Genomic DNA, 24,761 nt, shown 5'->3' on the forward strand with positions numbered 1-24,761 from the left:
TTTTCAAAAATTATATGTTCATGATTCTCAGGCCATTTAAGGGACCTGTTTTGAGAGGGTGAATTTCAGAATGAGCGAGCAGTCAGACGGGCCCGATAGGGCGCTTCCGGCAGATCAATGCAACGCGCCTGACATCCAGGGAGTAGAAGCCCTTGGCGGGAATGTTGCCATTCTGGAACGTGCGGAGGCACCGCAGGTGGAGGCGCAGGCTTTTACACTGCCTCTTGAATTTGACCCGCAGGCCAAAGCCTATCTGCAAGAGCATGGGGCCGAGACGACGGATCATTGCTTCCATCTCGCCAATATTTTGCACATGAATGGCAATGTGGCGGAAGCTTCCATTATCTATCGTCGCGCCTATGACTTGCACTCCAAGTCACCGTCTCAATATCCGAGTGCGCAAGCCCTTCTTCAGGTACGCCTACTGACCCTGCTGAAATCGGGCCAGTCTGTACCGCCGGAAGAGCTGCAGGAAATGCGCAGCCTGAGTATACCTTATGCTCAGTACATTGAGGGCGTTCAGAAAGGGTGGAATGGTGCCTCGGCAATTGAGGCGCTCAAAACTATCGGCAATGCTTTCGAAGAGTTTCACACAGGGGAGGAGGCGGACACGCTTTGGCTAGAATTTGCCCTACGCGCAAAGCCAAGCCTCTTTGATGTGAGATTGGATGTCAATTCACCCTCAACGCGTATTCCGCGCCGAATCTTCATGTATTGGGACGAAAACCCACCGCCGGAGATTGCGGAGAACTTTGATTACCATCGCAAGCTGAATGGCTTCGAAGTCCGCATCATGGATTTCGCCGAGGCGACGGAGTGGCTCTATGATAACTATGGCATCGAAGCGCGCAATATCTTCATCAATGCCCGCCACCCGGCTGAGGCGGCTGATTTCCTGCGATTGCACCTGCTGCAGGCGCTTGGCGGGTGGTGGCTTGATGCTGACCTGAAGCTTGGCAAACAGGCGACGCTTGATTTTATGGCAACCCGGACAAAAAGCGCGACATTTCTGCTGACGAGAGGTCATGTCGTGCATAATGACTTCTTCGGAACCTGCCCAAATAACGAGGTCCTCTCCGACGCGCTCCTTTCCATTTACAGAAACTGCTATCTTCATTCGGGGCTGTTTATTGCCTATAAAACCGGCCCGGGCGTTTATGCGCGTGCGATTAACCGGATTGCTTATCGAAGCCTGAACGGAAACCGTCCCAAGCAATCCATCGAAATTCATGATCAAGCCAAATTCAATGAGCTGATCGAAGAATTTCATACGCCTTACAAATTTCAGACACCGAACTGGCGCGCGATTTGATCGCGCGTGGCAGGCTGAAAGCGTAAGAGTAGCACCGCATATTCGCGACCGCGGCGCGACGGGGATCGTGCGAAGCTGCTTTTTTCAAGGGATCAGTCTGGAGGCGCGTGAGACCCTCGCCTCGCGACGGTCAATGAGTCGGGGATTTTTCTTCCGCCGCCTCAATTTCAGCGCGGACGATCTGGATACGGCGTGCGATGCGATCCTGCTCCACGACATTTTCAGCCGTCACATTGGCGAGTGCGGCTTCCAGCCCCTCCAGCGCCGTGTAGGCGTCGCGGGTTGATATGTCGCTGACGGGATAAGCATCATCCGCCAGAACCGTGCATTTCTCGGCATTCATATCCGCGAAACCACCCGCGATGAAAAAAGTGCCGGCCACTTTCTCACCCTGATAATAGGACAGAACCCCGCCCCGCAATGAAATCATCAGAGGGGCGCGCTCCGGCATGGCGGCGATATCGCCCTCCTCACCGGGGATCACCGCCATATCCACGTTGGCGCTAAACAGGATTTTTTCAGGACTGATGATTTCAAGCAGGACAGGCATGATCAGGCGGATTCTTTCATTTTCTCAGCCTTGGCGACGGCCTCATCGATCGAACCGACCATATAGAAGGCGCCTTCCGGCAGGTGATCATACTCGCCCGCCACAATGGCTTTGAAGCTGCGCACCGTGTCTTCGAGAGAGACGAGCTTGCCCGGCGCGCCGGTGAAGACTTCAGCCACATGGAAAGGCTGGGAAAGGAAACGTTGAATGCGACGTGCGCGCGCGACCGTCTGCTTATCTTCCTCTGAAAGCTCATCCATGCCGAGAATGGCAATAATATCCTGCAAACCCTTATAGGTTTGGAGGATACGCTGCACATCGCGCGCAACCTGATAATGCTCTTCACCAACAATTTTCGGGTCAAGAGAGCGGGAGGTTGAATCGAGCGGATCCACGGCGGGGTAGATGCCCATTTCCGCAATCGCGCGATTAAGCACCGTCGTGGCGTCCAGATGGGCGAAGGTCGCGGCTGGGGCCGGATCGGTCAGGTCATCGGCCGGGACATAGACAGCCTGCACGGAGGTGATGGAGCCTTTTTTAGTGGATGTGATGCGCTCCTGCAGGGCACCCATTTCCGTCGCAAGGGTCGGCTGATAGCCCACGGCTGAGGGGATACGCCCCAGCAACGCCGAGACTTCAGAACCGGCCTGCGTGAAGCGGAAAATATTATCGACGAAGAAAAGCACATCTTGCCCCTCTTCATCGCGGAAATACTCCGCCTGTGTCAGGCCGGAAAGGGCGATGCGCGCGCGGGCACCGGGCGGCTCATTCATCTGGCCATAGACGAGCGCAACTTTAGAGCCCTCAGTGCTGCCATTTTCCCCGAGTTTGATAACGCCGGCATCCTGCATTTCAAAATACAGGTCATTGCCTTCACGCGTGCGCTCACCGACCCCGGCAAAAACGGAAACGCCGCCATGGGCCTTGGCGATGTTATTGATCAGCTCCTGGATGATAACCGTCTTACCAACGCCCGCGCCGCCAAACAGGCCGATCTTGCCGCCTTTAAGGTAAGGGCAGAGAAGATCGACGACTTTAATGCCGGTCACAAGGATTTCGGAGGCGGCCGCCTGTTCCTCAAAACTCGGGGCTTTGCGGTGGATCATATATTGCTTGTCGGTTTTGATGGGGCCGCGCTCATCAATCGGCTCACCGACGACATTCATGATGCGTCCGAGCGTTGCCGGGCCGACCGGGACTTTGATCTGCTCACCCGTATCTTTGACTTCCGTGCCGCGCACAAGCCCATCCGTCGTGTCCATCGCGATGCAACGCACTTCACGCTCACCGATTTCCTGCGCGACTTCCAGGACGAGACGGTGGCCCTCCAGTTCTATATGCAGCGCATTCAGAATGCTCGGAAGGGGGCCGTCAAACTGCACGTCAACAACCGGTCCACGGATCTGCGTCACACGGCCAACGACATTGCTGTTCGATGCGGGGGCGGTGGAGGTGTTATCTGACATCGCTTACAGGCTCCTGCGTAAAAGTCTCAGACGGCTTCAGCGCCGGAGATAATCTCGATAAGTTCACGGGTGATATTGGCTTGACGGGTGCGGTTATAATGTTGGGAAAGCCGGTCAATCGCCTTGCCCGCATTGCGGGTCGCATTATCCATCGCCGCCATGCGGGCCCCCTGCTCACCCGCTGCACTCTCAAGCAGGGCGGCATAAAGCTGCACTTTGAGGTTTCTCGGCAGGATCTGCTCAAGCAGGCTTTCCTCATCCGGTTCAAAACTGTAAAGGGGCTTATCCGCTTCCGAAGGCGCATCCTTTCTGGCTTCGGGCGCTTCTTCATCGACAGCAAGCGGGACCAGGGGCAGCGTCACCGGGGTTTGCGTCATGGCATTGACGAAGCGGTTATAGACGACCGAAACCTTATCGATTTCGCCCTTCTCCAGCATGGAAATAATGCGGTCACCCAATTGGGATGCGACATCAAACGGCACTTCCTTCCCGCCTGTGCCGGGCAGCTTCTCCACGATCTCTGCCGGAAAAGCGCGCTGCGCAATATCGCCGCCCTTGCGACCCAGAGGCAGCAACATCAAGGTTTCGCCATTTTGGGAAATCTGACCTGCGAGGCTGCGGACAGCACGACCGATCTGCGCATTGAAACCCCCGGCAAGGCCAAGGTCACTTGTCAACATGATGACAAGGTGCTTCTTGCCCTGCCCCCCACGCATCAGGATAGGGGCCGTCTCACTGGCGGGCGTCGCGGCCACAAGCTCCGCCATCATGTGACGCATCGCTTCCGCATAAGGGCGTGACGCCTCCGCACGCGTCTGAAAGCGGCGCAGCTTCGAGGCGGCGACCATTTTCATGGCGCTCGTAATTTTGCGCTGTGATTTGACGCCCGTGATGCGGGCGCGCAGTTCCTTCAGCGAGGCCATGACCCGTCCTTACGCAGCAAAGCGCTTATTGAAAGTTTCCAGCAAGGCCTTGAGCTTTTCCTCCACTTCCGGCTTCAGCTGTTTATCAGCGCGGATCGCATCCAGAATGGCGCGCCCCGGGCCGCGCACTTCCGCCAGAAGGGCCTTTTCATACTCGACCACTTTATCGACAGGGACGACATCCACATAGCCACGCGTCCCGGCATAAAGGACAACAACCTGATCCTCGACCGGTAAAGGCGAAATCTGCGGTTGTTTCAGCAACTCGGTCAGGCGTGCGCCACGCTCAAGCTGTTTGCGCGTCGCGGGGTCAAGATCCGAGGCGAATTGGGAGAACGCCGCCATCTCGCGATATTGCGCCAGGTCGAGTTTGATCTTGCCTGCAACCTGCTTCATCGCCTTGATCTGTGCCGCGGACCCGACACGGGAGACGGAACCACCCACATTCACCGCCGGGCGGATGCCTTTATAAAAAAGATCCGTCTCCAGGAAGATCTGCCCATCCGTGATGGAAATCACGTTTGTCGGGATGTAGGCCGCAACGTCACCCGCCTGGGTCTCAATCACTGGCAGTGCGGTCAGGGAACCACCACCGCACGCATCCGACATTTTCGCCGCGCGCTCCAGCAGGCGGGAATGCAGATAGAACACATCACCCGGGAAAGCCTCGCGCCCCGGCGGACGGCGCAGAAGAAGCGACATCTGGCGATATGCCACGGCCTGTTTGGACAGGTCATCATAGCAGATCAGCGCGTGCATGCCGTTATCACGGAAATACTCGCCCATGGCGCAGGCCGCGTAAGGGGCGAGATATTGCATCGGCGCCGGGTCGGAAGCGGTCGCGGCCACGACGATGGAATATTCCATCGCGCCTTCCTCCGTCAGGGTGCGGACGAGATTGGCCACGGTCGAGCGTTTCTGCCCGATCGCCACATAGATGCAGTAAAGCTTCGCTTTTTCATCACCCGCAGCATTGACGGGCTTTTGCGCGACGATGGTGTCGACGAGGATGGCGGTTTTGCCGGTCTGGCGGTCACCAATCACCAGCTCACGCTGGCCACGCCCGATCGGCACCAGCGCATCAATGGCTTTGATCCCGGTCTGGACAGGCTCACAGACAGATTGACGCGGCATAATGCCGGGCGCCTTGACTTCCGCGCGGCGCATTTCAACGTCTTTGATCGGCCCCTTGCCGTCAATCGGGTTGCCCAGCGCATCCACGACGCGGCCCAGCAGGCCCTTCCCCACTGGCACTTCCACAACGGCATTTCCGCGTGTGACGGTGTCGCCTTCCCGGATGCCGTCACCATCGCCAAAAACAACGACGCCGACATTATCCTGCTCAAGATTGAGCGCCATGCCCGTATCGCCGGTTGACGGGAAATGCACCATCTCCCCGGCCATGACATTATCCAGCCCGAAGACGCGGGCAATCCCGTCACCGATCGAGAGGACAGTGCCCGTCTCGGATATTTTGGCACCGTCATCAAATGCGGCGATCTGCTGCTTGAGGATGTCCGAAATCTCTGCGGGACGGATATCCATCACGCGGCTCCCTTCATGGCAAACTGGAGGCGGGTGAGACGCCCGCTTATGGATGAGTCAAAAAGTTTTGGACCGATTTTGACGACCAGGCCGCCGATGAGGGCGGGGTCAACATGTTCGACCATTGCGAGGCGTCCATACCCCGCTTCGGCCAGGCGCGCGCTCAAGGCGTCGCGCTGTGCGTCGGTCAGTTTCGAGGCCGTCCGCACCTCGACCGTGACTTCGCCACGGCGTGCGCGATCAAGCGCCTCAATTGCGGAGAGGATATCAGCGAGGGCGGGCAGACGTCGGTTCTGCGCGACAACACCGACAAGCCGACGCACGGCGTCCCCGAGTTCCAGCGAACGCGCAAGTGCCTCAACCGCCTTGACCGAATCCGTCACCTGAATTCTTTTATCCCGAAGAAATTGCTGCAACGCAGTGCTTTGACGGATGGCCCGGGCCAGACGCGTCACCTGTGTAAAGGCGTCTGACGCGTCGGCATTGTCCTCAACATATTTGTAGAAACCGCGCGCATAACGGCGCGCAAGAGAGCTCGATACACCGGCCTCAGAAGGCATTTCAGAAGATGTCTCGAGTTTTGCCACGTTCGACAGTCCCAATAACAAGCATGTAACAGGCACACCCGACACGCCATAACGCCCGCCCCGGTAAAAGGCCCGCCTGACGCGTCCCGTAAAACCAAAAAATCAACGCACCGCGACGTCAAAACGTCCGTCGTCACGGGGCGTCTAGCATAGGGTATCGGAGGAACGCAACCGACAGAGCGCACGCCCCAGACGATGTTTGATATTAAATGTTTCAAAACCACAGTTCACGTGTTTACGCGGCAGTGATGCTGGGCGGTCAGCCTTGCGGCGCGCCCGGGCGAGCGGCGGAGTCGTTTTATCGGATGAAGGCTGGCATCAACGGTTTATTGAAAAGGGGCGCGTGAAATTCCTGATGAGAGACGGAGGAAAGCTTCGCCGTGGTGCCGGGCCAACACCCTTCAAGAGCGCGGCCCACACACTTATTATATTGCGCCTCATCGCGCTGGAAGAGGGCTCCACAATATCGGCAGACCGCCTGGCTTTCTGACCTCGCGAAGGTGGCTCAGCCTTAAGATAGGAGGGAGGGTGTCAGACATCGTCTGGGATTAGCGACGTCACGTCCAACCGAACCTCCCTCACTTCCGTCATATGATGGCGTAAGGGCTGCTGCGGTCGCGCAATCTCAACCGCCAGCATAGGGCCCGCCGAACAACGCCCATCATTGAAGTCATGAGACGGACCGCCATTGACGGTGATTAGGAAAATGATTGGCGGTAGCCCTTTGCAGGTTTTGTTAAAGGCGGATAAAAGCAAGCGTAGCAATACTTTGGTCATGATCTTCTTTCCTTTAAACGTATTCCGAACGCAGAGCTGGAACCAGCCAGCCATCTGCAAACCCCTCGTTGTTCAGCACCATAGTTTGTATCTAATATACGTTTTTTTTTAACAGTGCGGAAGAGAACACGATGAATATCTTTCCAAAAAATTAAATGGTCAAGGGTGCGAATCAAAATTTTTGGCTAAGAGAGGTTTTTTAATCCGGATGTTCCACGTTATCATTTCGTAAATGATTTATTCATGATATAATCGGTCCTTACGAGATCAAGAACGTATTTTAGCCGTGGATTCCCTGCCGATTTGCCTCCAGGTCGCTCACGTGCCGAAACAGGGATAAGGGTCCGACCTTCCCGCCTGCGCGCCTTTTTTGCCTGATGGCGGAAAACATATGAGATACGTCTCCCGGTTTTTGATCACATTGCTCGGCACAGCCGCACTCTCCGGGTGTGATAACCCGGCGGAGGACGCTTTCAACGCGTCATCAACAGCCTGTGCCGCGAAATACCCGGTGATGAAAGGCCGCACTGTTGCGGGCGCGCAATGTCTGCATGATGTGGTCTTCTCACAAGGCCCGGCGGCCTTTTCGGACTCCTGGCTTACTTATCTTTATGCTTACGATAATTTCCGTATGGAGAAGGCCAAAGACGTTGATGCCGGCTCGCTTTCACCAGAGGATTACACGGCGCAACTCAATAATTTCTGGTCCAACCTGATGTCGCAGGATTTTCAACGCCGCACAGCGCAAAATCGGTGCCGGGCCGCGCTCAACGCCTATCGCAGCGCTTATCTGAACGGAAATCGGGACAAGCAGGCGCGTCGGTCCGATGCGCGGCGGGTTTACCCACCGATTTTCATCCCGGGATGCGACAGTTTCAATCCGAGCATAATGTGACCTCTCATCGCCTGATCGACCATGCGCGAATCATGAGCGCGACGCCTGACGGTCAGACGGGGATTGCCGAGGAGTCGCCCTAACAATCAATGCGCCTGGATCAGGTCAATCTGAAAACCATCACGGACAGATTGCAAAATGTGATCCGCGTCAGGGAGCGCTTGCATAAAAATGTCGGCCGCCTGAGGCCCCTGAAGGGGTTGGCGCGTATCTCCGAGGTAATTCACGAGCACACAATGGGACTTGCGTTGCCATCTCAGAGCAATGCGACGGGCGAGCATCCTGATTTCGCTCTCACTTAGAAAGTATAACACTTCGGATAACATGATGAGATCCGGCCTGACATCCGGCCACGCGGCGGGGAGTTCACCTTTGACAAAATGAACATGCCTGAATTCGACATTCCGCCGGGACGCCTCCCGTAAGGCGACGTCTGAGACGTCAATCCCGATCAGCTCCTGACATCGGGGCGCCAGTAGGTGGGTCAACTCCCCGATGGAACATCCCGCCTCAATGCCAAGTTGATAAATCGGCCGCGGGAGGACGGCGAGTGTCGCCTGATATTTGTCTCTCTCATAAGCCGTCGTGCGAAAGCCCCAGGGATCAATATTCGCCGCGTAAATATCGTTAAATTGCTGTGCTCGGTGACTCATCCCCGGTTTCTCGCAAAAAATATTCCGGACTTTCCAGAAAATGCAATTGCATCTCCCGATCCATGACAAATCCATCAGGATCATCCGTGATAAGGTGCGTCATTTGAGATCGATGCGCCGCGATGGCGGCCGCTTTCCTCTGACGATATGTCGTTGTGTCGAACCGGACCATCCCACGCCATGATGTCAGCGCCGTCGTCACGAAGCGCCCCCAGACGGGAAAGGACCATAGATGAAGGTCGGGACGCTGCCTGACCAACATCCGGGCAATATCATTTGCCGCTTTGTGATCCGGGTGCGGATCTCCCTTCCATGTCGTCCAGATCGTGCCGATATGACGGGATTCGACGATCTCTGCGAGGCGTGCAACGATCTCCTGTCGACCGTGCGCCGTCTCCGGCACACCCTGATCCGGGTAGCGGAGGAACATCACGCGGGCTTTGCCGGATGACAGGCATGTCACGGCCGCCTTTAACTCTTCCTCACGCAAGGCGGCTAATTTTCCGGCAGGATATTCTTTCGATTTAGGATGGGAGCCGCCGCCATCTGTCAGCGCGACAACCGTGACATCCTGCCCGGATTCAATCGCCGCTGCGAGGGCGCCGCCGCATCCCAAACTCTCATCATCAGGGTGCGGCGCCAGAACCATCACCGCTTTGCCCTCAGTCAGCGCGTCATTCTTGGCCCATGGCGCCTGAGGGGCAGCCTGCAGTAAAGTGCCTTGCGCAAAAGCCGTCACCATGAGGGCGCACCTTCCATTTTCGCCAAGGCACGCCCCGCCCTTTCCAGCTTCTCATCCGGCACAGCTTGGCGGACATAGAGTGAAAGATCCCGCCGGATACGTTCCAGAGGGCCGGGTCGGAAAGCAGAGGTGCCGAGTGACTTCTCCGCCAAAGCGAGAACTTCCAGACAGACCTCCTCAGAAAACTGGCGCGCAAGGAGCGCAGCCGTCACGAATTTCTCGATAAGATAAGCATCTGTCACGGAGTCAGGGGGGAGTTTCGATGCGGTCTCTTTCAAGAGGCTCGCCATGGCGCGGGCCAGGCTTACGGCACGCGCATAACGGCTTAATTGGAAAGAATCATTGAAGCGCCCGCGAGAGAGAAGCATGTCTCGCCAAAGAAGCAGCAATGCTTCAACCCCGCCAAGATGCACCGCGCAATAACGCCAAACGCCCCCCTCAAAATGAGGTTCACGCTCATAGATTCCGGGTTCACCGAGGCAATGCGCATCGCTGATGCACATATCTGAAAAGTCAAACCGGCCGGACATGGTGGCCTTCATACCGGTCGCGTCCCAATGGGAGGCATCCTGTCTGCGTTTTTCCGTCACCTCAATCAGAGCGAGTTGCGGTGGCGTGTCGGGCGTTTCTGAAGCATGCATCGTGACGACCGCCAGACGCACCAGGCCCAAGCCGGAAGCAAAGATTTTTTCACCGGAAAGGCGATATGTCCCGCGCGCCGCCACATAGCGAAGGGGTTTTCGACCGTTCGCGCCCCAGACGCCGAGGAGCCCGCCTTCAGAAACAACGCGGGACATTTCCTCAAGAGCCGTCGCCCCGCCATAAAGTGAGACGAGTTTGACAGCATTGACATGGCCTTCAAAGAGCCGACCGAGGGAAAGATTGGCCTGGCCGATCCGCCGGAGCACATCGAACAAACTCACCGATGCTTCAGGCGACGTGGCGAGGCCCTCACCACCATAATTTGCAGGCAGGCAAGCAGCCAGGATGCCGGCTTTCGCCAGCAACGCAACTTCAGTTTCCAGGCCTTGCGGATCTCGCTCCGCTGCGTCGGCGCGCGCGGCAATTGCGTGCAGCGCCGCCTCAAATCGATCATTCACGCCGGATTGAAGTTGGGCAACGTCCATTATTGCGCCCGACTCATCTGCATACGTTTCGAACGCGGCCGGACCATCGCCCTGACATCCTCCCGGATTTTCTTCAATTTGGGGAGTTCGAGATACATTTCCTCCCAGGATAAGCGCCTTTTGGCAAGGAGCGGGCTGTTATCTTCCACGTAAGACCATAATGCACCAAACGTCCCGAAATCCGGGATATTTGTCGCAACATCAATCCCGGCCTCAGCATAGATGGCGTCGAGGTTCTGGGAGGTCGCGTAAGCATGCCGGAATTTGAACCGCCATAATGCGCGTGATAACATTGCGTCGGCCAGCTCCACCGACTCATCACAGATATGTTTGCGCCCGGCGACACGTGCGGCAATTGTGTCCGCCATCCCGCCTTTCGCCCGCCCGCCTAAACGGGACGATGTCCAGACTTTAACATCGTCAGAATATAAAATTGGCAGATCATGCGTTTCGAAAGCTCTGGCAAGTGCCCTGTCCTCACCGACAGGCACGGCGGGAAGTCCACCGACCGCGCGATAGGCCCGAGCCGTCACGGCGATGGAAGCGCCACTTGTCTGGCCATGGAAGGGCCAGGCATTGACGGGGTCCGGGTTGATGAGTTGGTTGATCTCTCTTGAGATGGTGCGATATTCTTCCTCAATATCGCCGCGTTTGAGGATGAGGTCCGGAAGGCGCTCTGCGGCCTCGGGGTCCAGAAAGATCTGGCCGCACACCATATCCGCTCTTCCCGCTTCCATCGGGCTGATGGAATTTTCAACCCAATCGGGGTAGGGGTGAGAGTCAGCATCTGTCGTGAGCAGATAACCCTGTCTGGAAACACATTTACTTGCAACACCGAGCGCCGTCTGCCGCGCCTTGCCCGCGTGGGAGAGCGCAGGGGGAAATTTGACATCAACGATCAGAACAGGCGTTTCGGAAGAATTGGCCCAATCCTTGGCCAGATTCAATGTGTTATCGTGAGAGTTATTAATTAGAAGGACAATAGCCCCGTGCACTTTGAAGGAACTCATGGAAAATGAGCAGGCTTTCAGACATCGTTCTATGTAGGTTTCTTCGTTACATGCGGGGATGGCGATTGCATATTCAAATGGTTTGACAGACTTAATAAAAAAGTCGTTTTTAAATACTGAAAGTCCCATCGGCCTCTTCCCAACGTGCCTGGCGACGTTGTCGATCCAGACAAAAGAGCGTGCAATCTCGTTGCACGCGCCGAGGACCCTTACGCTTCAGAATTCATTAAGTTCGCATCGCAAAGTAAATGATGCCCGATGACTGTCGATTCACCTTTCCTGACTCAAATCATTCGTTAAGGAGCGATTACGCTGAAGCATAGGATTGGCGCGAACATTGTATCGCGCGTCGGCGCGATTTTGGTTGGGGGTGGGCTGATATCGCGTTTAATAAATGGGGTAACTTTCCACATAATCGAAAAAATCCGGGAGACATCTTTGCTGGCAGTTTGATGCCATGTCGTCTCTGACAAGATGGATTGATGACGAGAACCGACCCAATTTCGTCATTGGATTCTGAGCGGGCGTCGCGCACGGGCTCAAGGTGCTGCATTTATTGTTGCGGATTATCATGCATGTGTATCCAGGTTGAGGATACAACCTGCAGGTGCGAAAAATAGACGTTTCGGTTGCTTTACTGCTTATAGTTGTAATATTTTGGTAATGACTATGCTATATAATGTGTTTGACCGTTGAAAATTATGTCGCACTGAGTTTTGGTCGTGTCATTAAGCGGCGAAACCGTCTCCGAATCGCTTAATTACCGTTGAAAAATCCATAAAATCGTCGTAATTTCCTGCCATGACGCACAAACATCCCTCAACCCAACTGTCCATTCCCTTGGATCTCAGGAAATGGATTAGTAAATCCGCCGATAAAAATCGTCGAACGTTTGAAGACGAGATTATCCACCATCTCGCCCTAGCACATGCAGACAGCGAAAAACCCCGCATGCCGATCGATTTTGATGACGTTGACCCGAACGCGTCCTTCGACGAGTTGAAGCGCTACACACAGCGCCTCGCGAGGGAAGTCGATGAGATTTTGCGACGATGTGAAAAAGGGGATTGAGCCAGGCCCGACCAAGATACGATAGATACGGGTGGATTAAAGTGACAGGCGGCGCTTATGGCCCCGCCTGTTTTCGTTGCGCTTCTCTCTGACGAGGTAACCTGACATGCCGGCAACAACCTTGTCAGGCTCAAACCCCACGCCCGGAAGCCTCACGGCGTCCGACGTTGCCTCACAAATTTTCCCGGGAGATATGGAGCGGGCGAAGGGAATCGAACCCTCCTCAGAAGCTTGGAAGGCTACTGCATTACCACTATGCTACGCCCGCGCCGAAAGTCGCTTCCTAAGCCTCCCATACCGCTCCCATCACGTTGATGCAAGGGCTTGTGAGGGCATAATCGCGATAAAACCCTCTTGACTTATCCCGCCCGTAAACGCATTACCGCTCCGAGGACTTCCTGTCATCGGGCTGCATTTTACGATGCGGCTCCGGGGATGGAATGTGATCCTTTAGGGGTGTAGCTCAATTGGCTAGAGCGCCGGTCTCCAAAACCGGAGGTTGCGGGTTCGAGACCCTCCGCCCCTGCCAGGCACAGTTTCTTGCTTGGCGTTTGTGGCGCGATCTGCCATATAGCCATAATCAAAAGTTTCGCAGCAGAGGATGACGGTGTCGGTCTCAACTCCCCAACGCGGCGCGAAGACGTCGCAGCAAAATAAAAGCAAGCCTGCTGCCGCATCCGGCCGCGAGGGGGGAAAGTCGGCGGCCAAACCGGCTGCGCGCTTCAAGCTGATGCAATTTCTTAAGGACGTCCGTGCGGAAGGGGGCAAAATCACCTGGCCCACGCGCCGTGTCACGGTCATCACCTCAATCGCTGTTCTGGCGATGGCCGCGTTGACGTCTATATTCTTTTTCGTTGTCGACCAGCTGATTGGTTTGGGCGTGCGCGAAATTTTGGGCTTTGGAGGCTAAGTTAAGGCCATGGCTAAGCGCTGGTATGTTGTGCACGTTTATTCCGGCTTTGAGAAAAAAGTCGCGTCCCACATCAAGGAACAAGCCGTCCAGAAGGGGCTTGCTGACCAGTTTGAGGAAGTGCTTGTCCCCTCTGAAGATGTGACGGAAGTGCGTCGCGGCCGTAAGGTTAATGCGGAGCGGAAATTTTTCCCCGGTTATGTGCTCGTCAAAATGGAGCTCTCCGACGATGCGTGGCACCTTGTCAAGGACACGCCGAAAGTCACGGGCTTTCTGGGGTCACGCACCAAACCGTCACCCATGACGGATGCCGAGGCCGAGCGCATCATCAAACAGGCGCAGGAAGGGCTGGAGCGTCCCCGCTCCGCCATGCGCTTTGAAGTGGGTGAGCAGATCCGCGTCGCTGACGGTCCCTTCACCTCTTTCAATGGTGTCATTGAGGAAGTGGATGAGGAGCGCGCGCGTCTCAAAGTCAGCGTCCTCATCTTCGGACGTTCCACACCGGTTGATCTTGAATATAATCAGGTCGAGAAGCTTTAAGACGATATAAAGGATAACCCTCGCTATCCGGCGGGGGTCATCGCGCGCGTCACCTAGTCGGTTTTCGGAACCGGGCAGGTCCGGATCTGCGCGACTGCCTTATCGGCAATGTGAGATAAAAGCTGGCTCAACGCATAAACGAGTTGCGCTGACCCGTTTGAAGGTAGCTTCATCGTCTCATAAAATGGCGTTGTCTGAACCGGGCCAGGCCCCTCCTCCGCCGGATGAACAGCCAAACTCCCCTGAATCACCGCCTCACTTTGCTGATTCTGGTTGAACGCCGTCACGGTTAATTCGACATAGGCTTGAGGGTGCGTGTCAACAGCGTCATTCTGCGCAAAAACAGTGATCCCCGGCAGACGCTGCGCAATATCCAGCGTCAGGGCCTGCCCAATCGTCTCGCCCAAGGGCTGCGCCCAGGCATCCCCTTTAGCAAGCCGCAACTTATAATCCCGGCTTTGCCGCACAATCTCATCTCGGTCCAGCATGGTCGAGACGACTGGTGTCCGCACTTCAACAACTTTCGGCCAGACACCTGACATGCGGGAGGCAGGCACGGACGTGACCGGCCCCGGCACAGCAACGATGGTATAGAGGGTCGGGTCCCGCCCGCAGCCACTGGCGGCGAGTAACGCCGTTATACCCGCAACCCCCATCAGATATTGTCGGGTTCGCCTTCTGAAGAGGGAGGAGGAGTTGGGTCGCGACATGGTTCAGTGCCTCCCCGTGATCAGGGCCGAAGGATGGTTATTGAGATACGTTGTCAGGAAACGTATGGAACGCGCCGATTGCGTCAACTGGATGATCATGCTTTGCAGATCCCGCTTGAAATCAGCGTCGCCACCATAAGTCGCCATAAGCTGTCGCGCATTTTTCAGGGTCAGGTCAAGCTGACGGCTCATCTCCGGCAATCGCTTCATCAGCGGTTTAACACCTTGATCCATCTGACGGCTCAAGCTGGAGAGATGTCGCAGAGAGTCGCGCAATGAAACAAGGGATTGCTTGACTTCCGCACTATTGATGCGCTCATCAGCATGGGTGACGAGGTCGTTTGCATGGTCACCCAACTGCGTCAACGGCATGGCGGCAATCTTGTCCATAATGGTGGAGACGGACGCCAGGATACCGTCAAACCCGCCCGAGATGCTCGGCACGATGGGTATATCATCCTCATAATCAATCGTCTCGGGTTTGCCTTTTTTCACGAAAGTCAACGCAATTGCCGACTCACCCGTCAGGAAACTGACCGTCGTCATCGAAGCGCGCATCCCATGCGCGATCAAAGCGGAGAGCACTTCATTCTTGTTCGTCTCCGCATGTCGGTCACCCGGCAGAAGCCTCTCCAGCTCCAATTGCAACGTCACGCGCACCTGCGCCTTAGCCGTCTCCGGGTCGACCTTCAGGGCCACATCAAGGACAGTCCCGACATTGATCCCGAACATTGTTACATCGGCACCTTTGGAGAGGCCTTTGACCGAGTTATCGAGGTAAGTGATAACTTTCAGCTTATGATAGCTGTTGGCGTTTTTCGCGTCCTGCTCACTCCGGTAAAGCTTGAAGACGGAATTCGGGGGTGCGAAATCGCCTTTCGCATCATGCGCGCCGGGTGGCAGCCCGAAAGCAACACCGCCGGAAAGCAGCGCCTGAAATGAGGTCAGTTGCACTTTCAGCCCGCCCGCACCCAGACCGACCTGCACGCCTGAAACATTCCAGAAGCGGGAATCACGATGGAGATAATGGTCGTAGGGGGATCGGATGAAAGCCTGAAGCAGGATCGGCCCTTCCCCACCCGGTGGCATGGTATAGCCCAGAATTTCTCCCACCACCTTATCCCGGAAAAACACCGGCGCCCCCTCACCGATGGAGCCTAATGTCGGGGTGAAGAGCACAAAGGTCGATCCAGGCTGGTCGGAACGCACACCCGGCGCGCTTTCAAGCCCGACAAAATTTTTCTGCGGGTGGCCCCCGGGTGGGCCTGGGTCGATCGCGATGTAGGCCCCTGAAAGCAGCGTCTCAAGCCCCGTGACACTCGCCCCGTTGATACGCGGCCGCACAACCCAGAATCGCGTCTTTTCCGTCAGGATATGTTCGGTGCTCGACTTCATGCGAATATGCACGACGACACGATGCATATCCTCTGAAAGCTCGATTTTCTGTACTGTGCCAAGCGAGACGGCTTTGTTCTTGACCTGCGTCTGTCCCGCCGTCAGCCCTTCAGCTGTATCGAATGTCAGGGTGATATCCGGTCCACGATCAGACAGACTGCGGAAAATAAGGTAACCCGCAATGAGAACAGCAAGAATGGGAAGGAGCCAGATGATCGAAAAACGTGTTGGCCTGACGCCAGCCTGGCCATGATGCTCACCGGCCTGGCGCTTTGCATGATCATCGTGATGACCATCCTCCTCACCATGATGCTCGTCATGTCCTTTAGAGTGATTCGCCCGATGATGGGCGGGTACATTTCGATCGCTCACGCTTTCTCCGACTCCAGATCTCCGGCCTGTGCCGCCGCTTTGACGCGCCGGGCTCCCTTCATGAGCGCACGGTTACGCCGGAAGCTGAAAAAAGGATACGCCCGCCTGACGCGTACGTTCCTGGCAAGTTCAGCACCATTCCTGCCCGCACCATCCCAGAGACAGCGAATATCGAAGCTGTGCACGGCGAAGATTGTCGCAATCACGACAAAGGTGAAGAAGACAACGCCCGGCTCAGCACGGACATTGGCAAGAAAACCAAAGCGCACGACTGCGACAAGGATCGAGATCATAAACACGTCGATCATGGACCATCTGCCGATGAAGTCAATCACCCGGTAAAGTTTCGTCAACCCTTTGAGATGCCGCCGACGCCCCGTTGCCGCGCTGAACACCATTGTCCCGAGCCCGACGATTTTAAGCACGGGCACGCAGATACTCGCAAAAATAACGAGGAGTGAGAGCGGTACGAGATTTGATTGCCATAGCTCAATCGCACCATGAATAATGGTGCTCGTGTCCCGCTGCCCCACTTTCATGAATGTCATGACGGGGAAGAGATTTGCCGGGATATAAGCGAGCACCCCCGCGACGAGGAGTGACGTGGCATTGCTCAGCGCATTGGCTTTTCGTCTTGAGATAAACGCGGCGCATCGGGGGCACCGCCCGAAAGCATGTGTCGGCGCAACGGGCTCGGACGACGCGATGACCAGGCCACATGTGAGGCATGACGCCATCTGGTCATGCGGTGGAATGGGATCGGTTGTGACATCAACACATCGTAAAAAGCCCGATTCCGTGCGGAATGCCTGGTCATTCATCCCCATTTTCTGGGCGTCCCAGACGCGCTCCGTATCCAGCGTCGAATCAGTTGTGGCCATGGTGATCATGATGGCCGCGACGAGAAAAACGCCTGGCTGGAGATCAACCAGAGCCAGATCGACAAGTTTGGTATAGGCCACGAACACGCCGAGAATATAGACTTCAATCATCGCCCATTCCCGCAGGCGGCGATACCATTTAAGAATGTGGGCCGTCCAATCCGTACCCGCTGCGCGGCTGGCCCCGTAAAGCACGATGCCCATGAGGACGATGACAATGCCGGGCATGATGAAGGTCGTCATGGCAACGATGGCGCCAATCTCACCATAGCCCTGCTTGGCAAGCTGATAGACGCCCGTCAGGATGGAAATTGTGTTGACGCGCCCTTTTGCATCAAGCGTCATCAGATTTGAGCAGAGAAGCGCGATGTAAAGCGCGAAGGACGTCATGCAGAAAGCAATCGGCGTCGCGAGGGGCGAAGTTCTGCGCCGGCGCACGAGGGCCTCATCGCAGCGTCGACAATAGGCGACCTGGCCCGGCGCCACCTCCAGCAATGTCTGGAACAGCCCGCAAGTCGGGCATTCATGCAAACCCTGCACAACGGACATGGATCTCAGCGCGCCTGCAGGGTCATGCCGCAAATGGGCTGGCGTCAGACATGCATGGAGAAATCGGCCAAATCGGTTGACCCGCTCAGCGCCGAAATGATGTTGCGCCACCTGCAAAATTGCCTGCCCGTGCCGCCCCCGTCCGAAACGACTTAAAAGGCTGTAAACCCGATCGTCAAAACGTTTGACGCGGACCATCATTTTTTTATGAAGACGTTTCAGGAAGGAAGATCGCATCATCAAGTCTTTTCAGGCACACCAGCGCTAACGCACCCACCCTATAGGCTGTTGCGATTTCTGCAAAGCTTCGCTATAGCTCCGCCAACAGGCCGACATAGCTCAGGGGTAGAGCAACTGATTCGTAATCAGTAGGTCCTCGGTTCAATTCCGAGTGTCGGCACCAGTTTTTCACGAATGCGTGACGGGCTGAGCCCATCCTCAGCCCTGCTCCCCCTCCTCAATGTCGCGCGTCACTCTGTGCCTCTCCCGCACTTGAAATTGACATTTATCGATCTGGCGGGTTGTTGATACGCGTCTTTTCCGTCTCAGCCCAAAGCGTGCCGAGCGTCTTTGCGGCGTCCAGAAGACGTTGCTGAACATCGGCGAGCGTTTTACCGCCTGGATCTTGCAGATAATCGATCGCGTGCAGGACTTTCATAACAGAGCTGGCCATGGCTGCCCGGTCGGGCGGCGTCTCCCACCCTGCACGCGCCGCGTTTACAAGATCCTCTCCCGACGAGGAGGAAAAGAGTGCGCATGCCTGTCAGCATGACTTGCTTCAAGCAATGGCACAATCGTTGCGCGCCATGACGTTTCCGGCTCCGGACCAGTGCAACATCTTATGCCATCAGCCCGTGAAGCAGCGTTCCCCGACGCGACGGCAAGATGTTTTTCCGCTGCCTCTGTCGGGCAATATTGCGCATTCCCGTCGCGGTCATAAAGCCGGATTTGAAACCCGCATTCCGTCAATCTTTCATGCGCCGCGATACGGCCTGGCAGGCCCAGCAGGGTGGCCAGCTTATCGACCGATAATCCGCCACTTAAGCTGGAAGCGCGCGCAGCACGATGACGGGCAGGGCCCCGCTGCGCCTGACGCGGGACGGGTGCAGGCTGTATCGTTTTTGTGACATGATTTTTGACCATGATTATTCTTCCAGCGATTTTTCGCGCGTCACAATGGCAAAGCAAGGGGCGGACCGTGCAGCGCTCGACTTGGTTTTCAGAGGGGTGGTGTCCCGACCGGCAGCCGTGAGCTGCCAGCCACCGATCGGGGGGAGAGGTTAGAGTGAGCTGATCTCACTGAGCAGAGCATCGAATGTCTGGTTCTTCGGCGATTTGCCATTATCGCCCAGCCAGTTTTGGCGGCTCAGCAGGCCGTAACTCTCGTCGGAGATATATTCCCACGTCGCCCAGGGCATGAAGCTTCGCGCGCCCCAGGAGGCAAAAAAGAGCCCGTCTTTATTGTAACCCGTCACGGCAATGGCATGGCCGCCAACGGGCCTGTGGTTTGAAACCTTGTCGAGATCCCATGTGGCCCCTGGCTCAAGCTCCATAAAGCCCTGCACCATTTGCACACCGCCGATAACCCCACCCAGAAAGGCGATGCAGCGTTTGACGGACATGACATCCTTACGCTCAACATAGCCAAAAGCAGTCAGGAGATCCTTGTCCGGGCCGGGGCGCCGGAAGCCATTTTTGCGCCAGATTTTCAGCAGGTCGAGAAGAATGACGCCGTCATCACCAACCCCCGTCATCGGATCATAGCCGGACACGTCCGCGTAATTGGCGATCACCTGATCGGTGGAAAGCAGGACTTGGGACTGCGCGTTTTTCGTCCAGGTTGCAACTAACCCCGCCTGGGACGCCAGGCCGCAACAGCCGCATTTGTCATTGCCCCACATCTGATAATCGACCTTGTCGGACCAATCCTGTTCCTCCGGCACGGTGGGCCAGTGGGCGGCAAGGGCCGGTGTGAGGCGATACGTTCGCGGGTCACGCTTCGCGGGGCGCTTGCCGAGCTTATAGGTCATTTAAATGTCTCCTTGAGATCTTATTGTTCGTTTGAAAATGTCGCGCCGATGCGCGATGCGGTCTCAGGCCGGGTGAGCGCCCTGTCCGAGCCTGCCTGATTACAGGCACCGTCACAGCCTGTTACCCCAGAATGCGACCTTTCCAGTCAGTCACGCCTTGATGCGTCTTTCAGCCCAGCGGGAACCTGCCAATGGACACATCACGCCGTGACATGAAGTGCGGCGAGTGCCTGTGCCTCCGTCATTGGCAGACCACGCGCGCGACCATAGGGGGCGCCGACAGCGATCGTGCCGCTGAGGAGCGCTTGGAAGATGGCAACAATCGTGCTCAGCGCATCCAAAGCTGTGGTGACGTCGGCGCGCGTCTTTTCATCCAGCTCCGTCGAGACAGAAGCCAGCGCTTTTGCGAGACTTTGTGAAAGATTTTCCAACGCCGTCAGCAGAGCATCGACTTTCGATTTCAGGCTGTCGGAATTATAGACGATCGTCACCTGGTCCCCGGCCTCCGACTCAAAAGCGCTTAATGCTGCGGAGACGCCTTCACTTGCCACTGAGATCGCCGCCGCGACACCCGCACCCAGCGCCGCTGAGACCGGGGGTATCGACAGGATCGTTGAAGCGGCATTGAGACCTGCCTGCGCGTAGGCGCGGATCTTCGCAACATTGAGGACGAGGGTTGTTGTGTTTTTGCCGTTAATGACGGTGCAAGCCGGCAAGGCCCCCAAGATGGCGGCGGCGGCAGAAAGTCGCAGGGCCTCCCGACGGCTAAACATGTTTTTCATCAGTTGTTCCTGAATTTTTGTTTTTCTGTGAGTCATTGTCGCGCTTCAGAACATCGAAACCCGCTTTGGTCAGGAGACTGGAAGCGGCTTCCGCATCGTCGCGTTTCACCATAAGGCCCGTGCGTTCACATTGCAGACGATTTGACGCACGGCCGAGATTAAGTGCGCCCCATGTGACCAGGAGATAATAGATTTTGCGGACCGTGTAATTTTTACTTCCCCAGGTTGGTGGCTTGAGCCCTACAGCGAGAATATTGCAAAGCCCCGAAAGCATGAGGATGACGAAGGGCGCGTAAACGGCCCAATTTTCCGGCAGGGTTTTGACAAGCTCGGTGCAGAGCGGATTGAGATTCATGAAACACCTCCAATAAAAAACCGCCCCGGAGGGCGGTGCATCTCTTAAATTTATGATCAGGACGGAGCGTCCGGTTTGCGGGTTATGTTCAGCGCGTTTGAGCGCTGACGCGCCCGTCCGAAGCGCCTGAAAAAACGGGGGCCATGAGGCCGCCATCAAAGGCACCTATCGCGCCGCCATACAGGGCGGGGAAACGACATGGACGGAACAGATTGACGCGATGAGACCGCAAACTTCTGGCACATCGCGCCCGGGTCACGTTTCTGACTTTCCTTCTCGATAGGAGGGCGTAGAGCGCCGCTTGGTCGAACGTGACCGAACAGATATTACTTGAAATTCTCACGTGAGGTTTTGAACGCGCGCGCAGGTAAATGGCGACGGGCGACGGGCGACGCATAGATTGGCCGATGAACAAATCAGGCCAGGTGCCTCTGCATCCCGGGACGCCCGCACGGCGCATGTCGTTTCAGGAATGCAATGGACGCTCACGAAATAAATGCCGGATGACCTGACCCTCACTGTTGATCGGCTCGGCATAATGCACACGACGTGACATAAAGGCGTAACGTCGAAACACCTCTATCACCCAGGCCCATAAAATATGGCCTAAACTCTCAGAAAAGATTTCCGAGAATGGCAATTGCCATAAAGGCGGCGCCCAGCGCCCCAGGGGAAGGACGATGCCATGGAACCCGACCGTCACCACAAGACCGAATGCCGCGCCCTGCCACAGAGAGAAGCGGGGAAAGCGCAGACAGCCAAGGCAATAGGCCATGGCGAAAATGACAGAGAAGGCATGATGCACGAGGAGCACGCCAAGATTTACGACATGCTGGGCGTAGAAATAGACGAGGTCATCCACGGGTACACCGCAATCCCGCAACATCTTAGCTGGCGGGCTCACGCGATCAGGGGTTCTCGGCGGCAAAGGGATCTCGCTGCCCCATTTAACGAAGCTGGCGATATTGCCCCCAACGAACCCCGCCCACATCGCCGTCCAGTAATCAGCTTTTTTGTAACGTCTTGAACCAGCCTGATCTGAAATCATGACAATTGACGCATCGCGTCACTCCCACCATCAACCGGGCGAAGGTTGCACATTGTGCATCCAGCGCGCCGGAGAGACGCCCCGACGCGATAAGCCGTTAAGCGCGTTACTTCTTCATCTGGCAGGCAGGAAGCTTCATGCGGAAAATCGTCGTTGGACCGGAAATGGGCCGGCTGTTGCGGAAGGCCAATTCATCAAGGCGTGAATCCGAGATGTAAAGATAGCCATTCGCGATAGCGAAGCCATCGGCCCAGTCCATCACTTTCGGGTTATCGTAAATCTTGTGCGGGATCAGTCTTTTCTGATCTTTCGACAAAGTGAGCATATAGAGCCGGTGATGCTCAATATCCCCCGCCCAGATGCGGTCGCATGAGTCCATCTCGATACCGCCACTCATCACCGACTGACCAAGATATTGGACCTTCGCATCAAGCTGCTTATCCGTCAGGCTTGTGTCGCGCAGGGCGGCAGCGGGGATACGGTAATAATGATGGTCGGTCAAAGGACGGTAATAGACCCAGTTGCGATCAGCAGAAAGCGCGATACCATCATCCTGCGTAACCGGGAGGCCACCATCTTTCTTGCGCGCCAACTGGCCGTAAATATGAAGATGCTGCCGCTCATCCGCAACGCCGGAGCGCGTATTGGCCAGGACAAGGCGATAAGCGCCCGTATCCAGATTCAGCACGACCAGCCCGCCGCGATCCCACTCATTGGTGATATAGGCGGTGCGGGTTTTCGTATCGACGCGCACATCATTGAGACTGTCTGTCGGCAATATGTCGTGATTGAAAAGGTAAGTCCGCAGCACCCTGCCGGAGGCGGGGTCAAATTCCACAAGTTTGGGTGGCAGTTTTTTCTGATCAACAGAGGGAAGAGAAGAGTCGAGCACCCAGAGGTGATTTTCATCATCTACCCACAAAGCCGGTACGGACACCCAGACGGGCCGATCACCCGGGTCAGCGTCAAATCTGTTCCATCCCGCATTCGGGAAGGGGATGAGGGCGCCGGTCATGGCATCGACGCGCACGACACTGGCGCTGTAACGCTTTATGGTCGCCGGGGCGGAGGCAAATACCGTCCCATTATGGCTGACACCCACGCCGATCATGTTGAAATCAGGCGGGAATTTTTTGACCACCTCAAGTTGCGTCGGCGCGGCCTGCGCCGCGACGGAGAACCCCGCGAGAGTGAGGGTGAGGACGAACAGCTTTTTCATGCGTAGCCAGCTCCCTGTGTTGCGACATCAAGAGTGAAAATAGCGTCCTTCGCGCACATGAACAGGCAATTGCGCTGCGTTCCGCCGAAGGTCAAATTCGAAACGCTGCGTGGAAGTCTGAGACGCCCGATCAATTTGCCTGAGGGATCATAGACCAGCACGCCCCCGAAACCCAAGGAACCGGAAACGCCAACCCAGATATTGCCGCTGACATCCGCCTTGATGCCGTCAGGCATCAATTTGTGCTGCGCGACATTTGTATGTGCAAAGACGCGCTTATTGCGCAGGGTTTTCCCCTCAACGTCGAAAGCATAGAGATTATAATGGCCACCCCCTGACCTGGACGTGTCGATTTCGCTTGAAGCGATGTAAAGCACGCGCCCATCGGGGGAGAAGCACAGCCCGTTCGGGCCTGCCAACTCCGCAGCGGACAGCACAGCGGTAATTTCGAGCGTGTGCGGATCAACATGGAAGACATGTGCCTCCCGATGCGCGCGCCCCCCGATTTCCGTCATCACTTCCGCATCGAGATTCCATTTGAGGCGGGATGCGGGCGCGCCATTGCCTATTGGTGCATCGGGATGGCCCTCAAGCAAGCGATCACCATAAGGTGGATCGGTAAACCAGATGCCGCCATCCGCCGCCACGACGATATCATTGGGCGAATTGAGCTCCCCGCCCTGATATTCCTTTGCGATGACCGTGCAGCTTCCATCATGCTCCCACCTGATCACGCGTCGGAGGCCGTGCTCACAGGTCAGAAGGCGCCCTTCACGGTCAAAACTGTTTCCGTTGGAGTGGTAACTTTCTTTTCGGAACACCGTGATATTATGCGCATCATGGGCATAACGATATTGCACGCCACCCACGACATCACTCAGCAGCAGAAAGCGCCCTTCCGTGCACCAGGCTGGTCCCTCCAGCCAGCGCGCAGGGTGGTGTTGCGTGGCGCGCCAGGCGAGCTCCAGCCCGGCATTGCCGTAAAGAACGTCGTTAAATGCGGGGTCAAGCGTCAGAATATCAGGGTCAGGCGTGAAGGCGTAAGGTGCACCCGCACCCCAGAGCCGTGGCGGATTACTGATGACACTGGGCGGTGCGACCGGTATCCGCCGCGCGACGGCGCGGGCGGAATCCATCGTGGCCAGTCCGGCCAGGCCGCCTAAAAGCACCGTGCGGCGGCTTAAACTCAACCGATTTTCAACCGACGCGGTTTCCTGACTCGTCGACTCGACTTGATCCAGCCGCGTTCGTTCAAACATCATATGCGTTCCTCTGACTTTTTAACGTCCTGGCGATACAACACATTTTTGAC

26 protein-coding genes and 3 tRNA genes are annotated in these 24,761 nt (G+C 56.3%); 8 read left to right on the forward strand and 21 right to left on the reverse strand.

Annotated elements, in window-relative coordinates; all coding sequences use genetic code 11:
- The first annotated feature begins 70 nt into the window (after nt 1-70).
- Nucleotides 71-1,312 carry a glycosyltransferase family 32 protein gene (locus N5W20_RS06600; RefSeq protein ID WP_319806369.1) on the forward strand — a complete coding sequence of 414 codons (1,242 nt, stop codon included), beginning with the start codon at nt 71-73 and terminating at the stop codon, nt 1,310-1,312.
- Between the two features lie 130 nt (nt 1,313-1,442).
- On the opposite strand, the gene atpC is transcribed toward N5W20_RS06600, so the two are convergent.
- Genes atpC through atpH form a run of 5 tightly spaced genes read right to left on the reverse strand, consistent with a single transcriptional unit; the run spans nt 1,443 to nt 6,383 of the window.
- Nucleotides 1,443-1,862, reverse strand: coding sequence for an ATP synthase F1 subunit epsilon (gene atpC, locus N5W20_RS06605; RefSeq protein WP_319806370.1), 420 nt, complete (start codon nt 1,860-1,862; stop codon nt 1,443-1,445).
- A gap of 2 nt (nt 1,863-1,864) precedes the next feature.
- Nucleotides 1,865-3,328, reverse strand: a complete 1,464-nt coding sequence (atpD, locus tag N5W20_RS06610; protein WP_319806371.1) for a F0F1 ATP synthase subunit beta — start codon at nt 3,326-3,328, stop codon at nt 1,865-1,867.
- A gap of 26 nt (nt 3,329-3,354) precedes the next feature.
- Nucleotides 3,355-4,251 carry a F0F1 ATP synthase subunit gamma gene (locus N5W20_RS06615; RefSeq protein WP_319806372.1) on the reverse strand — a complete coding sequence of 299 codons (897 nt, stop codon included), beginning with the start codon at nt 4,249-4,251 and terminating at the stop codon, nt 3,355-3,357.
- Nucleotides 4,252-4,260: 9 nt separating this feature from the next.
- Nucleotides 4,261-5,796, reverse strand: a complete 1,536-nt coding sequence (gene atpA, locus N5W20_RS06620) for a F0F1 ATP synthase subunit alpha (RefSeq protein WP_319806373.1) — start codon at nt 5,794-5,796, stop codon at nt 4,261-4,263.
- The gene (atpH, locus tag N5W20_RS06625) at nt 5,796-6,383 is read right to left on the reverse strand and encodes an ATP synthase F1 subunit delta (RefSeq protein WP_319806374.1); all 588 of its coding nucleotides are present in this window, start codon (nt 6,381-6,383) and stop codon (nt 5,796-5,798) included. Before atpH ends, atpA begins: the two co-directional genes overlap by 1 nt.
- A gap of 355 nt (nt 6,384-6,738) precedes the next feature.
- Between atpH and N5W20_RS06630 the strand changes: the two genes are divergently transcribed.
- Entirely contained in the window at nt 6,739-6,873 is a 135-nt protein-coding gene (locus N5W20_RS06630; protein ID WP_319806375.1) for a hypothetical protein, read from the forward strand.
- A 678-nt stretch (nt 6,874-7,551) separates the two neighbouring features.
- The gene (locus N5W20_RS06635) at nt 7,552-8,055 is read left to right on the forward strand and encodes a hypothetical protein (RefSeq protein ID WP_319806376.1); all 504 of its coding nucleotides are present in this window, start codon (nt 7,552-7,554) and stop codon (nt 8,053-8,055) included.
- An 86-nt stretch (nt 8,056-8,141) separates the two neighbouring features.
- Here N5W20_RS06635 and N5W20_RS06640 read toward each other — a convergent pair whose 3' ends face one another.
- Genes N5W20_RS06640 through N5W20_RS06655 form a run of 4 tightly spaced genes read right to left on the reverse strand, consistent with a single transcriptional unit; the run spans nt 8,142 to nt 11,716 of the window.
- Nucleotides 8,142-8,708 carry an SAM-dependent methyltransferase gene (locus N5W20_RS06640; RefSeq protein ID WP_319806377.1) on the reverse strand — a complete coding sequence of 189 codons (567 nt, stop codon included), beginning with the start codon at nt 8,706-8,708 and terminating at the stop codon, nt 8,142-8,144.
- Nucleotides 8,683-9,450 carry a PIG-L deacetylase family protein gene (locus N5W20_RS06645; protein ID WP_319806378.1) on the reverse strand — a complete coding sequence of 256 codons (768 nt, stop codon included), beginning with the start codon at nt 9,448-9,450 and terminating at the stop codon, nt 8,683-8,685. The genes N5W20_RS06640 and N5W20_RS06645 overlap by 26 nt, the downstream gene beginning before the upstream one ends.
- Nucleotides 9,444-10,577: an acyl-CoA dehydrogenase family protein gene (locus N5W20_RS06650; protein ID WP_319806379.1), complete on the reverse strand. Its 1,134-nt coding sequence runs from the start codon at nt 10,575-10,577 to the stop codon at nt 9,444-9,446. Before N5W20_RS06650 ends, N5W20_RS06645 begins: the two co-directional genes overlap by 7 nt.
- Nucleotides 10,577-11,716 (reverse strand): glycosyltransferase, encoded by a 1,140-nt coding sequence (locus N5W20_RS06655; protein WP_319806380.1) that lies wholly within the window; start codon nt 11,714-11,716, stop codon nt 10,577-10,579. Before N5W20_RS06655 ends, N5W20_RS06650 begins: the two co-directional genes overlap by 1 nt.
- 672 nt (nt 11,717-12,388) lie before the next feature.
- Here N5W20_RS06655 and N5W20_RS06660 point away from each other — a divergent pair.
- Nucleotides 12,389-12,658, forward strand: a complete 270-nt coding sequence (locus N5W20_RS06660; RefSeq protein WP_319806381.1) for a hypothetical protein — start codon at nt 12,389-12,391, stop codon at nt 12,656-12,658.
- Nucleotides 12,659-12,852: 194 nt separating this feature from the next.
- Here the strand turns inward: N5W20_RS06660 and N5W20_RS06665 are convergent.
- A tRNA-Gly gene (locus tag N5W20_RS06665) sits at nt 12,853-12,926 on the reverse strand.
- Nucleotides 12,927-13,110: 184 nt separating this feature from the next.
- On the opposite strand from N5W20_RS06665, the gene N5W20_RS06670 reads away from it, so the two are divergent.
- The 3 genes from N5W20_RS06670 (at nt 13,111) to nusG (ending at nt 14,108) form a co-directional block, all read left to right on the forward strand.
- Nucleotides 13,111-13,187, forward strand: a tRNA-Trp gene (locus N5W20_RS06670).
- Between the two features lie 78 nt (nt 13,188-13,265).
- Nucleotides 13,266-13,568 (forward strand): preprotein translocase subunit SecE, encoded by a 303-nt coding sequence (gene secE / locus N5W20_RS06675; RefSeq protein ID WP_319806382.1) that lies wholly within the window; start codon nt 13,266-13,268, stop codon nt 13,566-13,568.
- A gap of 9 nt (nt 13,569-13,577) precedes the next feature.
- A complete protein-coding gene (gene nusG / locus N5W20_RS06680; protein WP_319806383.1) occupies nt 13,578-14,108 on the forward strand; it encodes a transcription termination/antitermination protein NusG in 531 nt (176 codons plus the stop codon).
- A 53-nt stretch (nt 14,109-14,161) separates the two neighbouring features.
- Here the strand turns inward: nusG and N5W20_RS06685 are convergent, their stop codons facing one another.
- The 3 genes from N5W20_RS06685 to N5W20_RS06695 form a co-directional block, all read right to left on the reverse strand.
- Nucleotides 14,162-14,818: a PqiC family protein gene (locus N5W20_RS06685; RefSeq protein ID WP_319806384.1), complete on the reverse strand. Its 657-nt coding sequence runs from the start codon at nt 14,816-14,818 to the stop codon at nt 14,162-14,164.
- 3 nt (nt 14,819-14,821) lie between these two features.
- Nucleotides 14,822-16,429, reverse strand: coding sequence for a PqiB family protein (locus tag N5W20_RS06690; RefSeq protein ID WP_408869443.1), 1,608 nt, complete (start codon nt 16,427-16,429; stop codon nt 14,822-14,824).
- Nucleotides 16,430-16,581: 152 nt separating this feature from the next.
- Nucleotides 16,582-18,255 (reverse strand): paraquat-inducible protein A, encoded by a 1,674-nt coding sequence (locus N5W20_RS06695; protein WP_319806386.1) that lies wholly within the window; start codon nt 18,253-18,255, stop codon nt 16,582-16,584.
- 88 nt (nt 18,256-18,343) lie between these two features.
- On the opposite strand from N5W20_RS06695, the gene N5W20_RS06700 reads away from it, so the two are divergent.
- Nucleotides 18,344-18,418, forward strand: a tRNA-Thr gene (locus N5W20_RS06700).
- A 102-nt stretch (nt 18,419-18,520) separates the two neighbouring features.
- Here N5W20_RS06700 and N5W20_RS06705 read toward each other — a convergent pair.
- From N5W20_RS06705 to N5W20_RS06740, 8 genes are all read right to left on the reverse strand, one after another.
- On the reverse strand, nt 18,521-18,688 hold the full coding sequence (locus N5W20_RS06705) for a hypothetical protein (RefSeq protein ID WP_319806387.1): 168 nt from the start codon (nt 18,686-18,688) through the stop codon (nt 18,521-18,523).
- Between the two features lie 44 nt (nt 18,689-18,732).
- A complete protein-coding gene (locus N5W20_RS06710) occupies nt 18,733-19,158 on the reverse strand; it encodes a hypothetical protein (protein WP_319806388.1) in 426 nt (141 codons plus the stop codon).
- Nucleotides 19,159-19,295: 137 nt separating this feature from the next.
- Complete coding sequence (locus N5W20_RS06715; protein ID WP_319806389.1) at nt 19,296-20,045, reverse strand: C1 family peptidase; 750 nt, start codon at nt 20,043-20,045, stop codon at nt 19,296-19,298.
- Nucleotides 20,046-20,245: 200 nt separating this feature from the next.
- A complete protein-coding gene (locus N5W20_RS06720) occupies nt 20,246-20,827 on the reverse strand; it encodes a hypothetical protein (protein WP_319806390.1) in 582 nt (193 codons plus the stop codon).
- Entirely contained in the window at nt 20,811-21,182 is a 372-nt protein-coding gene (locus N5W20_RS06725) for a hypothetical protein (RefSeq protein WP_319806391.1), read from the reverse strand. Before N5W20_RS06725 ends, N5W20_RS06720 begins: the two co-directional genes overlap by 17 nt.
- A 466-nt stretch (nt 21,183-21,648) precedes the next feature.
- A complete protein-coding gene (locus N5W20_RS06730; protein WP_319806392.1) occupies nt 21,649-22,230 on the reverse strand; it encodes a YagU family protein in 582 nt (193 codons plus the stop codon).
- 106 nt (nt 22,231-22,336) lie between these two features.
- Nucleotides 22,337-23,449, reverse strand: coding sequence for an L-dopachrome tautomerase-related protein (locus N5W20_RS06735; protein ID WP_319806393.1), 1,113 nt, complete (start codon nt 23,447-23,449; stop codon nt 22,337-22,339).
- Nucleotides 23,446-24,711, reverse strand: coding sequence for an SMP-30/gluconolactonase/LRE family protein (locus N5W20_RS06740; protein WP_408869393.1), 1,266 nt, complete (start codon nt 24,709-24,711; stop codon nt 23,446-23,448). The genes N5W20_RS06735 and N5W20_RS06740 overlap by 4 nt, the downstream gene beginning before the upstream one ends.
- Nucleotides 24,712-24,761 lie beyond the last annotated feature (50 nt).

Source organism: Candidatus Kirkpatrickella diaphorinae (assembly GCF_025736875.1).
Lineage (GTDB): Bacteria > Pseudomonadota > Alphaproteobacteria > Acetobacterales > Acetobacteraceae > Sorlinia > Sorlinia diaphorinae.